General features: G+C 68.0%; 13 protein-coding genes. 2 read left to right on the forward strand and 11 right to left on the reverse strand.

Translation table 11 applies throughout. The annotated features are described in order from the left end of the window. Positions 1 to 139: 139 nt before the first annotated feature. On the forward strand, positions 140 to 694 hold the full coding sequence (locus tag AC1RRS_RS07690) for a response regulator (protein ID WP_492854620.1): 555 nt from the start codon (positions 140 to 142) through the stop codon (positions 692 to 694). Between the two features lie 80 nt (positions 695 to 774). On the opposite strand, the gene AC1RRS_RS07695 is transcribed toward AC1RRS_RS07690, so the two are convergent. The 8 genes from AC1RRS_RS07695 to glyA all read right to left on the reverse strand — a co-directional run bounded on the left by AC1RRS_RS07695 (position 775) and on the right by glyA (position 8546). Continuing rightward, on the reverse strand, positions 775 to 2910 hold the full coding sequence (locus tag AC1RRS_RS07695) for a sodium-translocating pyrophosphatase (RefSeq protein WP_487291114.1): 2136 nt from the start codon (positions 2908 to 2910) through the stop codon (positions 775 to 777). A gap of 216 nt (positions 2911 to 3126) precedes the next feature. Continuing rightward, entirely contained in the window at positions 3127 to 3660 is a 534-nt protein-coding gene (locus tag AC1RRS_RS07700; protein WP_487291115.1) for a hypothetical protein, read from the reverse strand. 126 nt (positions 3661 to 3786) lie between these two features. Beyond that, entirely contained in the window at positions 3787 to 4443 is a 657-nt protein-coding gene (locus AC1RRS_RS07705; protein WP_492854621.1) for an outer membrane protein, read from the reverse strand. 249 nt (positions 4444 to 4692) lie between these two features. Then, positions 4693 to 5844, reverse strand: coding sequence for a thiamine-phosphate kinase (thiL, locus tag AC1RRS_RS07710; protein ID WP_487291117.1), 1152 nt, complete (start codon positions 5842 to 5844; stop codon positions 4693 to 4695). Then, a complete protein-coding gene (gene nusB, locus AC1RRS_RS07715; protein WP_110118236.1) occupies positions 5753 to 6208 on the reverse strand; it encodes a transcription antitermination factor NusB in 456 nt (151 codons plus the stop codon). Before nusB ends, thiL begins: the two co-directional genes overlap by 92 nt. Beyond that, complete coding sequence (locus AC1RRS_RS07720) at positions 6205 to 6669, reverse strand: 6,7-dimethyl-8-ribityllumazine synthase (RefSeq protein ID WP_487291118.1); 465 nt, start codon at positions 6667 to 6669, stop codon at positions 6205 to 6207. Before AC1RRS_RS07720 ends, nusB begins: the two co-directional genes overlap by 4 nt. Before the next feature lie 81 nt (positions 6670 to 6750). Further along, the gene (gene nrdR / locus AC1RRS_RS07725) at positions 6751 to 7224 is read right to left on the reverse strand and encodes a transcriptional regulator NrdR (RefSeq protein ID WP_110118234.1); all 474 of its coding nucleotides are present in this window, start codon (positions 7222 to 7224) and stop codon (positions 6751 to 6753) included. A 32-nt stretch (positions 7225 to 7256) separates the two neighbouring features. Continuing rightward, a complete protein-coding gene (glyA, locus tag AC1RRS_RS07730; protein ID WP_492854623.1) occupies positions 7257 to 8546 on the reverse strand; it encodes a serine hydroxymethyltransferase in 1290 nt (429 codons plus the stop codon). A gap of 217 nt (positions 8547 to 8763) precedes the next feature. Here glyA and AC1RRS_RS07735 point away from each other — a divergent pair, with 217 nt between their 5' ends. Then, a complete protein-coding gene (locus tag AC1RRS_RS07735) occupies positions 8764 to 9207 on the forward strand; it encodes a Ros/MucR family transcriptional regulator (protein ID WP_492854624.1) in 444 nt (147 codons plus the stop codon). A 15-nt stretch (positions 9208 to 9222) separates the two neighbouring features. Here AC1RRS_RS07735 and AC1RRS_RS07740 read toward each other — a convergent pair whose 3' ends face one another. From AC1RRS_RS07740 to hemA, 3 genes are all read right to left on the reverse strand, one after another. After that, positions 9223 to 10017 (reverse strand): SDR family NAD(P)-dependent oxidoreductase, encoded by a 795-nt coding sequence (locus AC1RRS_RS07740; RefSeq protein WP_492854625.1) that lies wholly within the window; start codon positions 10015 to 10017, stop codon positions 9223 to 9225. A gap of 94 nt (positions 10018 to 10111) precedes the next feature. Then, complete coding sequence (locus tag AC1RRS_RS07745; protein WP_492854626.1) at positions 10112 to 10756, reverse strand: hypothetical protein; 645 nt, start codon at positions 10754 to 10756, stop codon at positions 10112 to 10114. Positions 10757 to 10765: 9 nt separating this feature from the next. Beyond that, on the reverse strand, positions 10766 to 11992 hold the full coding sequence (gene hemA / locus AC1RRS_RS07750) for a 5-aminolevulinate synthase (protein ID WP_492854627.1): 1227 nt from the start codon (positions 11990 to 11992) through the stop codon (positions 10766 to 10768). Positions 11993 to 12040 lie beyond the last annotated feature (48 nt).

Consider the following 12040-nt stretch of genomic DNA (forward strand, 5'->3'; position numbering starts at 1 on the left):
TCGGAAACTTCACCATAAGCGCGTGATTTCGTGCGACTTTTTGTCGCCATATCAACGTTTGCTAAATCACGTGCGGAGCAACCTTCACGCTTAGCCGACGCCTGGCCCCAACCAGACGTCGCTCTGGGGGAGAAGGTTCGTGGGCGGGCCAGATCTGCGGGCGTTGACGATCCTGATCGTCGACGACAACGCCAACATGCGCGGGATCCTGTCGGCGATCCTGAAGGCCGCCGGCGTGCGGCGGATCCTCGAGGCCGGCGACGGCGTCGAGGGCCTGAAGTTTTTCGCCGAGCGCGAGATCGACATCATCTTCACCGACCTGATGATGCAGCCGGTGGACGGGCTGGCGTTCGTGCACTGGGTGCGCAACTCGCCGGCCAGTCCCAACCCCTACGCGCCGATCATCATGATGACCGGCCACGCCACCCGCCGCAGCCTGGACGAGGCGCGGATGGCCGGGGTGACCGAGTTCCTCGCCAAGCCGATCAACGCGCGCGGGGTGATGCACCGCATCAACGAGGTCATCAACAACCCGCGCGACTTCGTGCGGGTGGGCGACTATTTCGGCCCCTGCCGCCGCCGGCGCATCGACCACGACTTCACCGGCGACGAGCGTCGCGGCGTCCAGCCCACGCCGACGGTGCTGGGCGGCACGGCGGAGATCCACGAATTCGATCCGGAAGAATGCTACTGAGGCTCGCCGCTCGAAGGCGCAAAAGAAAACACCCCGAGGCCTGAGCCCCGGGGCGTTCTCGGTTCAGCGCGATCGCAAGATCAGCCGTGGGCCAGCACCGCCAGGAGCAGCAGGGCCACGATGTTGGTGATCTTGATCATCGGGTTCACAGCGGGACCCGAGGTGTCCTTGTAGGGGTCGCCGACGGTGTCGCCGGTGACGGCGGCCTTGTGGGTTTCGCCGCCCTTCTTGTGCAGGACGCCGTCCTTGTCGGTGAAGCCTTCCTCGATCACCTTCTTGGCGTTGTCCCAGGCGCCGCCGCCGCTGGTCATCGAGATGGCGACGAACAGGCCGGTGACGATCACCCCCATCAGCATGGCGCCCAGGCAGGCGAAGGCGTCGACCTTGCCGGCGATGGCGTTGATGACGAAGAACAGCACCACCGGCGAGACGACCGGCAGCAGGGACGGCACGATCATCTCGCGGATGGCGGCCTTGGTCAGGATGTCGACCGCCTTGCCGTACTCGGGCTTGGTCTCGTAGGTCATGATGCCCGGGTTTTCGCGGAACTGGCGACGGACCTCGGCCACCACCGACTCGGCCGCGCGACCGACGGCGGTCATCGAAAGACCCCCGAACAGGAACGGCAGCAGGCCGCCGAACAGCAGGCCGACCACGACGTAAGGGTTGGACAGGTCGAAGCTGACCGCCCCCATGCCGTCGAAGAAGCTGCCCGGGGCGGCGTTCTCGGAGAAGAACTTCAGGTCCTCGGTATAGGCCGCGAACAGCACGAGAGCGCCGAGGCCCGCCGAACCGATGGCGTAGCCCTTGGTGACGGCCTTGGTGGTGTTGCCGACGGCGTCGAGGGCGTCGGTGGTGACGCGGACTTCCGGCGGAAGGCCGGCCATCTCGGCGATGCCGCCGGCGTTGTCGGTGACGGGGCCGAAGGCGTCCAAGGCGACGATGAAGCCGGCCAGGGACAGCATGGTGGTGGTGGCGATGGCGATGCCGAACAGGCCCGCCAGGTTATAGGTCACGACGATGCCGACGATGATGGTCAGGGCCGGCAGGGCCGTGGACTCCAGCGACATGGCCAGGCCCTGGATGACGTTGGTGCCGTGGCCGGAGACGCTGGCCTGGGCCACCGACTTCACCGGACGGAAGCCCGTGCCGGTGTAGTACTCGGTGATCACCACGATCAGCGCCGTGACCGCCAGGCCCACGAGGCCGCAGTAGAACAGGTTGTCGGCGGTGAACAGCCGGCCGTCGAGCTCGATCGAGGTCGGGACCAGCTGGTGGATCACCCACCACACCGCCGGGATCGACAGGAGCCCGGTGACGATCAGGCCCTGGTAGAGGGCCCCCATGATGTTCTGCTTCTTGCCCAGGCGGACGAAGAAGGCGCCGATGATCGAGGTGACGATGCAGACCGCGCAGATGGCCAGCGGCAGCAGCATCATCGAGCCGACGACGTCGGTGCCGGTGAAGAAGATCGCCGCCAGCACCATGGTGGCGACGGTGGTCACCGCATAGGTCTCGAACAGGTCGGCGGCCATGCCGGCGCAGTCGCCGACATTGTCGCCCACGTTGTCGGCGATGGTGGCGGCGTTGCGGGGGTCGTCTTCCGGAATGCCGGCCTCGACCTTGCCGACGAGATCGCCGCCGACGTCAGCGCCCTTGGTGAAGATGCCGCCGCCCAGACGGGCGAAGATCGAGATCAAGCTCGCGCCAAAGCCCAGGGCCACCAGGGAGTCGATCACGACCCGGTCGGTGCCCTCATGGCCGACCGACAGCAGCAGGGCGAAATAGCCCGCCACCCCGATCAGGGCGAAGCCCGCCACCAGCATGCCGGTCACGGCGCCGGAGGTGAAGGCCATCGACAGGCCCTTGGCCAGGCTCTCGGACGAGGCCTGGGCGGTGCGCACGTTGGCCCGCACCGAGATCAGCATGCCGGCGAAGCCCGCCAGGCCCGACAGGATCGCGCCCAGCGCGAAGCCCACCGGCTGCTCCCAGCTCTTGAAGAAGAAGGCCAACAAGGCGATGACCACGACGCCGACGATGGCGATGGTGGTGTACTGACGGTTCAGATAGGCCTGAGCGCCTTCCTGAATGGCCGCGGCGATTTCCTGCATCTTCGCATCGCCGGGCGAGGCCTTCAAAAGCCTGGCGGTCTGAACCGCGCCATACAGCACCGCCAGAAGCCCGGCGCCGATGGCTACGTAAAGCCAAGAACTCATGGGTTTAGTGCCCCTTCGTGTTTCAATTCACGAGGGGTCGCGGTTCCCGGCGCGAGGCGAATACGACCGCCCCGGACCGGGAGCGGCGGGCGGGCCTTATGGCCTCATTCCCCCTCGATGCTCCCTGAACTGGCCCCGACATCGGCGCCAAGGGGAAACACTGCCATCCACCCGCAAAGCGCGCAACCGCTTGCGAGAACGGCGTTCGCGAAGGCGTCAGGGGATGATGGGAGCCGAATCGACCTGCGGGGCGGGCTTGGCCGCCCCCGGCGCTCCCGGCTTGGCGGGCGGCTTGGGCGGCGGCACGAAGTTGCGCGGGGTCTGCTTGCCGATGGTGACGCTGGCGATCTTGCCTTTGCCAACCAGCACGGCGGCCTCGCGCATCACGGTGCTCTTGAGCTTGCCCTCGTCGAGCAGGACGTAGCTGCCCGGCTTGTTGAACGGCTGCTTGTGGGCCGCGCGGACCAGGGCGTCGCGCAGCTTGGGCTCGACGCCGGCGAAGGCCGTGACGTCGCCGCCGGGCGGCAGGGTCAGGGACAGTTCGACGAAGACGTAGTTGATCAGCCGTCCGCCATCGACGATCGGCAGGGCCATGGAGCCCAGCTTGATCACCGGATCGGCCTTCTCCTTCTCGCCCTCCCCGCCTTCCTTTTCCTTCTTCTTGCCGGAGGCGAAGGCGGGCGCGGCGCACAGCACGAACGGCGCGGCGAACGCCAGGACGGCGCGACGGGAAATGGCAGGACGGGTCATGGTCAACGCCATTAACCGACAAGGCTTGAGGTTTCGCTACCGAGCCTTGCCTGGGCCAAGCCCAGACAAGACAAAGGGCGCGCCGGGGATCCGGCGCGCCCTCAACGTTCAGGATCGATCCCGCGCCTAAAAGCTGAAGCGCACGCCGACCAGGCCGCCGAAGCTCGACAGGTCGAACTCAGACTCGGTCTTGCTGGAGCCGCTGGTGATCTCGACCTTGACCGGGCCGACCCGCTGGTAGCGGCCTTCGGCGAACAGCGAGACCTTCGGCGACACCTCGACGCTGGCGCCGGCGATGGCTTGCAGGGTCAGGGCGTCGCCCCGATCGTCCAGGATGCCGTCGTCGATCTTCACCGAAGCCACGCCGATGCCGGCGCCCAGATAGGGCTTCACCTTGCCCTTCACGGGAAAGTCGTAATAGGCGTTGATGTCCACGCTGACGACCTGGGCCTTGCCGCCGTCCCAGGTCAGATTCAGCGTCCCACCGCTATAGGTGGTTTCCAGCTTCTGGCTGCGATAGCCCCCGGCCAGTTCAGCGCGCCAGTTCGGACCCAGCGACGCGCCCCAGGCGACGACGCCCTGAGCGCCGGCGTCGGCCTCGGAAGCCACCGTCGGGCCCGCGTAATTGTAGTCGAAATCGGTGCTGCCGATGACGCCGCCGGCGATCGAGATGTACTGGCCGCGGTCGTTGGCCGGAGCCTTGGCGGCGGGCTTGGTCTCTTGCGCCGAAGCGACGCCGGCCAGGGCGAAGGCGGCCACGGCCGTGGTGATGAACAAACGCATGAAGAGAAATCCCCCAGAGGATACACGCCCGAGTTGGGCGATGTCGGCGATAGGGGGTGCGCGCGGGCTCGTAAACCGAAGCTTCGCCAAGCTTGGCCGTTTGTCGCCGACTATTGCAGAGTCGCAACATATGATTGCGTAGCGATCACTCACTCCCTCATTCAGGGAGCGCGAGACGCCGCAGGGGCGCGTATTCGGTGCGGGAAGGTTCGGGCGAGGCTCTGGCGAAAAACGCTCGCCGAACCCGCCCTAGCCGTGCAGCCAGCCCAGGCGCTGGGGGGTGATGTCCTTGCCCTTGAACAGGGCCGCGACCCCCTCGCCTTCCACGAACTCGCCAATGTCGCGCACCGGCAGGCCGGCGGCGAAGGCGGCGGCCTGGAAGGCGGCGACGTCGGCGGGGGGGATGGCGCAGACGATCTCGTAGTCGTCGCCGCCCGAGGCCAGGGACATGCGGGCTTCGCCGCGCTCGGGCTGGGCTTCCAGCCAGGCGCGGGCGCCGGTCGACAGCGGCAGGCGGTCGAGGTCTACCTTGACCTGCAGGCCGCTGGCCTTGGCGATGTGGCCGGCGTCGGCCAGCAGACCGTCGGAGACGTCGGCGGCGGCGTGGGCGTACTGGCGCAGGGCCTCGCGCAAGGCCAGGCGCGGCGCGGGCGTGCGGTAGCGGCGAACGAGGCCGCCGTCGGGATCCTCGACCTCGCCCCAGTGGGCCAGCAGGCCAAGCCAGCCGTCGCCGATGCTGCCGCTGACCACGAGCCGGTCGCCGGCCTGGGCGCCGCGGCGCAGGACGGCCGCGCCTTGCGGGACCCAGCCCAGCAGGGTGGCCGAAACGACCAGCGCGCCGGAGGTGGTGACGGTGTCGCCGCCCAGCAGGTTGATCCCGAAGGCCTGGCCGTCTTCGGCCAGACCGCGGGCGAAGGTCTCGCGATCCTCGACCGTCGTGCCCGAGGGCCAGCCGACGGCCAGGAAATAGCCGTAGGGCTCGGCGCCCTTGGCGGCGAGGTCGGAAAGATTGGTGCGCAGCAGGCGACGCGCGACGATGTCGAGCTCTTCACCGGCCAGGAAGTGCACGCCGGCGACCATGGCGTCCTTGGTGATCACCAGGTCGTAGCCGGGACGCGACGGCAGCACCGCCGCGTCGTCCAGCAGGTCGAGCGCTACGGGGTCGCCGTTGGTCAGCGGCCGCAGGAATTTCTCGATCAGCTCGAACTCGTCCGGACCGGCGGGCGCGGCCGTCGGCGGGACGTCGTCGAACCACGACTCGTCGTCCTCCGCCGCCGTCGCCGGGGCGGGATCGTCGAACCAGTCGTCGTCAGACTCGGGCGTCACGCGCGATGGCGTCCAGGGCGCCGTTGATGAAGCCGGCTTCCGGCCCTTCGAAGAACGACTTGGCGATCTCGACATATTCGTCGATCACCACCTCGGTCGGAACGTCCGGGCGGTTCATCAGCTCGTAGGCGCCGGCGCGCAGCACGGCGCGGGCGGTGGCGTCGAGACGCTCCAGCTTCCAGCCCGAGGCCAGGCGGCGGACGATGGCCGGGTCGATGGCGGCCTGCTTGGAGACCACGCCCTTCACCAGGTCGGCGAAGAAGGTCTCGTCGGCCTGGGCCAGCTGGGCGCCTTCGCTGTCCTCGACGGCGCGGTCGAAGCGGTGCTCGGAGAACTCGCGCACGACGGCGTCGACGCCGGCGCCGGAGACTTCCATCTGATAGAGGGCCTGAACGGCCGCCAGACGCGAGACGGAACGAGGCTGGATGCGCTTGCTCATCGCGCTTGTCCTGACAGCTGACGCTTCAATCCCACGATCTCCAGGCATTCCCGAGCGGCTTGGCCCCCGCGGTCGCCTTGCGACAGGCGGGCGCGATTCCAAGCCTGATCCTCGTCGTCAACCGTCAACACGCCGTAACCAATGGCCAACCTTTTTCCGACGGCCAGGTCCTGGAGGCCGCGGGCGGTCTCGTTGCTGATGATCTCGAAGTGGTAGGTCTCGCCGCGGATGACCGCGCCGAGGGCGATGTAGCCGTCGTAGCGCACGCCCGACGGGCCCTTGCCGGCCTCCTCGGCGATGGCGATGGCGGCGGGGATCTGCAGGGCGTCAGACACGGTGACGACGTCGTATTCGGCGCCCTGGGCCTCGACCGCCTGCACCGCGCCGGCCAGCAGCGCGTCGGAAAGGCCCGAATAACGGCGCCCCTCGACGATCAGCAGACGAATCCTGTCTTCCACCATATGCCTCTGAACTCCTGGGCGGACGGGAGGCCTCGATGGGCCGTCTCGCGCCGACCCGAAAAATCGAATCGTAGAATGCGCCTATAGCTCGTCTTCGGCGACGTCGCTCAAGCCTTCTTCGCCCAAAAACTTCGCGAAATCGCTGGTCTCCCGAAAATCGCGGTAGACCGAGGCGTAGCGCACATAGGCCACGTCATCGAGCGCCTTGAGGGCGGTCATCACCATCTCGCCGACGGCCGACGACGGCAGCTCGGTCTCGCCCTGGCTTTCCAGCCGGCGGACGATGCCGTTGACCATCCGCTCGACCCGCTCGCCCTCGATCGGCCGCTTGCGGGTGGCCAGCGAGATCGAACGCATCAGCTTGTCACGGTCGAACGGCGAGCGACGGCCCGACCGCTTGACGATGATCAGCTCACGGAGCTGGACGCGCTCGAAGGTGGTGAAGCGGCCGGCGCACTCCGGGCAGAGGCGACGGCGACGGATGGCCGCGCCGTCTTCCGACGGGCGGCTGTCCTTCACCTGGCTTTCGGCGTGGCCGCAGAATGGGCAGCGCATGATCTTGGGCCCTCCCCTGCGGCCTCAACCCATTAGTTGTAGATCGGGAAGCGGGCCGTCAAGGCCAGCACTTCCTCGCGGACCTTGGCTTCGACGGCCGCGTTGCCGTCGGCGCCGTTGGCCGCCAGACCGTTGACCACTTCGCCGATCAGCTCGCCCACGCGGGTGAACTCGGCTTCCTTGAAGCCGCGGGTCGTGCCGGCCGGGGTGCCCAGGCGGATGCCCGAGGTGATCGTGAACGGCGCGGTGTCGAACGGCACGCCGTTCTTGTTGCAGGTCATGTGGGCGCGCTCGAGGCTGTGCTCGGCGTCGCGGCCGGTCACGCCCTTGGGACGCAGGTCGACCAGCATCAGGTGGCTGTCGGTGCCGCCCGAGACGATGTTGACGCCCGACTTGCCCAGCGCTTCGGCCAGGGCCTTGGCGTTGGCGATGATCTGCGCGGCGTATTCCTTGAACGAAGGCTGCAGCGCTTCACCGAAGGCCACGGCCTTGGCGGCGATGACGTGCTCGAGCGGGCCGCCCTGCAGGCCGGGGAACACGGCCGAATTGACCTTCTTGATGATGGCTTCGTCGTTGGTCAGCACCATGCCGCCGCGCGGGCCGCGCAGGGTCTTGTGGGTGGTGGTGGTGACGACGTGGGCGTGCGGGACGGGGCTGGGGAACACGCCGCCGGCCACCAGGCCCGCGAAGTGGGCCATGTCGACCATCAGATAGGCGCCGACCGAGTCAGCGATCTCGCGGAAGCGCGCGAAGTCGATCTCGCGGCTGTAAGCCGAACCGCCGGCGATGATCAGCTTGGGCTTCTCGCGCTGGGCGACCTCGGCGACGTTGTCATAGTCGATCAGCTGGTCCTGCTGGCGCACGGTGTAGGACACCGGCTTGAACCACTTGCCCGACTGGTTGGCGGGCGAGCCGTGAGTCAGGTGGCCGCCGGCGGCCAGGTCCATGCCCATGAAGGTGTCGCCCGGCTGCAGCAGCGACATGAACACTGACTGGTTAGCCTGCGAGCCCGAGTGCGGCTGGACGTTGGCGAAGGCCGCGCCGAACAGCTGCTTGGCGCGCTCGATGGCGATGGTCTCGATCTCGTCGACCCATTCGCAGCCGCCGTAGTAGCGCTTGCCCGGATAGCCCTCGGCGTACTTGTTGGTCAGGATCGAGCCCTGGGCTTCGAGCACCGCCTTCGAGACGATGTTTTCCGAGGCGATCAGCTCGATCTGGTTCTGCTGACGACCCAACTCCCGGCCAATGCGATCGAAGATGTCGCGGTCAGCGGTCGCGAGATCGGCGCCGAAGAACTTGGTCAGGTCGGTGGAAGTCGTCATCGGGCGCTCCTTGGGGCAGAGGCGGGGGTGCGGGCAGCGGGCTTTCTAGGCGACGCGCTCCCGCGGGCGGGAGTCGACGGGGCTCTCTTTAACTCCCTTCGCGCCGCGATCAATCACGGAACCGTCGCAGTAACCATGCGTTGCTCACGAACCCGGCCGGGTGTTGCCGCCAAGCCGGGTGTTTTTCAGTGCAACGAACAGAACGGGCGGGATGCGTATGGCGGTTTCACACGGCGAAACGGGATCGGAACTGACGGACGAGCCCGACCTGCTGGCGCTGAGCGCCGGGATCGTCGCGGCCTATGTGGGACAGAACAAGGTCTCCCACACCGCGGTGCCCGACCTGATCCGCACCGTGCACGGCGCACTTCAGACCCTGGGCGGCGAGCCCCTCGCGGCCAGGCCGACCGAGAAGGCCAAGCCCGCCGTGCCGGTCTCGCGCTCGGTGCAGCACGACTACATCGTCTGCCTGGAAGACGGGAAGAAGCTCAAGATGCTGAAGCGCTACCTGCGCTCGCACTACGACATGAGCCCCGAGGACTACCGCCGCAAATGGGGCCTGCCCTCGGACTATCCCATGGTCGCCCCGGCCTACGCCGCCCGCCGCTCGGACTTCGCCAAGCAGATCGGGCTGGGCAAGGGCGTGCGCCGAAGGGCGTAGTCGCCCTCCCCTTCCTCACGCTTCGGAGAAGATGTCGCGCTTCTTGAACGAGGCGGTCATGAACCGGCCCATGGCCTTGGGCATGGTCAGCCAGCGCACCGGCGCGGCCGTGGCCTCGCCCTTCAGCACGCCGTCGGCGATGTAGGGGGCGACGGTTTCGACGCGGTCGCCGAGGATGTTGTAGAGCTTGATCGAGCGCTCGCGATCGGCGTCGGTGGCGTCCTTCATCTCGGCCTGCAGCAGGTCGGTGGCGACGATGCCGGGGCTGATCGTGCCGATGCGCACGCTGGTGCCGTCCAGCTCCTTGCCCATCGACTTGGTGAAATAGGACACCGCCCGCTTGGTGGCGCCATACAGCGTCAGGCCCGAGGCGGTCATGCCGTCGCTGCCGAAGCCCTCGAAATTGTAGATCGCCCCGCCGCCGGGCTGGACCAGCATGCGGGTCATGGCCAGCTTGGTGGCCTTGATCACGCCCAGCAGGTTGGTGGCGACGATGGCGTCGATGTCGGCCTCTTCCACCTGGTCGAGGCGCACGCGCGGCGACACTGAGCCGGCGTTGTTGATCCAGATGTCCACCGCGCCGAACCGCTCGACGGCCGTGTTCCACAGCGCTTCCAGGTCGGCGACCTTGCTGACGTCGCAGGCCTGGGCGGCGACGGCGCCGCCTGTGGCTTCCAGCTTGGCCAGGGCCTCGGCCAGGACGGACGGGTTGCGGCCCGAAATCACCACCTGGCAGCCCCGCTCGAGGAAGGCTTCCGCCAGGCCGTAGCCGATGCCGCGGCTGCTGCCGGTGATCACGATGGTCTTCACGGTGCGACTCTCTTCTAGCGCAGGACGCCGCATCAAGCTTCAAGCCGGACGCTCTTGCAGCCGCCTCGTGGCGGGAAACCGACACGCGGAGAGGCTAGACCGCCGCTTCCCGCTCCAGCCAGGCCAGCGCTTCCGATCGCGCCCAGGCGATGCGGGGCGCGAGATCCGCAACGGCGTCGTCGTCGAGCCCGGCCAGCAGGCCACGCGCCTCGCCGAGGGCCGCGAGGTCCGCCCGCGCGTCGCCCAGATAGGCGTCGGGCAGTTCGTGCTGATGGAAGGCGATGTCGGCCAGGACGGCGGCGACGAGGTCCAGCCGCGCGGGCGCGAACAGCGGATCGCGCTCCAGCGCCTCGCGCAGGAAGGGCTGAGGCGGCGCGTGCCAGGTCGAGCCGCCGCTCGACAGCCGGGCCAGCCAGACCAACGGCCAGGGATCGGCGGACTTGGCGCTCGCCCATTCCTCCAGGGTCGGACGGACGAGCAGGCGAAACAGCGGAACCGGCAGCACGGCCTCGGGCTGGCCGCGATAGGCCATGCGCTTCTCGCCGATCCAGACGACCAGGGTCACGCGCTGCGCCAGCGGCCAGGTCACGGCGCCGGCCATGAAGACGTCGAGAGCCTCCAGCGCCTCGCGGCGCTGACCCTGGTGGCGAAAGCGGAAGTAGTCGGACAGCCCTAACCAGCCGGGATGCTCGGACGCATCCTCGGCCAGCTCGCGCAGGTAACCGAGATCGAAACCCAAGGCGGGGTTTTAGGCCGCGTGGCCGCCCATGCGGGCGACGTTGCAGTGGGCCCACAGCTTTTCCATCGCCCCGACCAGCTTGCGCATCATGTCGTCGGTGTGGAACGGCGTGGGCGTGAAGCGCAGGCGCTCGGTGCCGCGCGGCACGGTCGGATAGTTGATCGGCTGCACATAGACGCCGTGATCGGCCAGCAGCATGTCGCTGATCAGCTTGGTGTGGACCGGATCGCCGACCAGCACCGGAACGATGTGGCTGTCGTTTTCCATGACCGGCAGGCCGGCGTCCTGGAACATCTTCTTCAGGGTGCGGGCGCGCTCCTGGTGAGCGTCGCGCACTTCGGGGTGCTGCTTCAGCCACTTGACGCTGGCCAGGGCGCCGGCGGTCAGGGCCGGCGGCAGCGAGGTGGTGAAGATGAAGCCCGAGGCCATCAGGCGCACGGCGTCGATCACCTCGGCGTCGCCGGTGATGTAGCCGCCCATGACGCCGAAGGCCTTGCCCAGCGTGCCTTCGATGATGTCGATCTGGTCCATCACCCCGTCGCGCTCGGCGACGCCGCCGCCGCGCGGGCCATACATGCCGACCGCGTGGACCTCGTCCAGATAGGTCATGGCGCCGTACTTCTTGGCCAGAGCGGCCGTGGCGCCGATGTCGGCGATGTCGCCGTCCATCGAATAGACGCTCTCGAAGGCCACCAGCTTGGGCGCGTCAGCCGGGGCGGCCGCCAGCAGCTCTTCAAGATGGGCCAGGTCGTTGTGACGGAAGATGTGACGCGGGCCGCCGCCGTTGCGGATGCCGGCGATCATCGAGGCGTGGTTCTGGGCGTCGGAGAAGATGATCAGGCCCGGCAGGATCTTCTGCAGGACGCTGAGGGTGGCTTCGTTGGAGACGTAGCCCGAGGTGAACAGCAGCGCGGCTTCCTTGCCGTGCAGGTCGGCCAGCTCGGCTTCCAGCTCCACGTGGTGGTGGTTGGTGCCCGAGATGTTGCGGGTGCCGCCCGAGCCCGAGCCGTGCTCGTCGATCGCCTGGTGCATGGCGTCCAGCACGACGGGGTTCTGGCCCTGGCCGAGATAGTCGTTCGAGCACCAGACCACGACTTCGCTCTCGCCGCCGTCGGCGCGAGTCCAGGTCGCGCGCGGGAAGGCGCCGCGATGGCGCTTCAGGTCGGCGAACACCCGGTAGCGGCCTTCGTTGCGGATCTGGGAGACAGCAGCGGTGAACGCGGCTTTGTAGTCCATGCTCGTATCTTCCCCCCGGACCGAGGCCCGGCGGTCCTTGTTCTTCTA

The sequence above is a fragment of the Caulobacter sp. GW821-FHT12A07 genome, assembly GCF_058807655.1.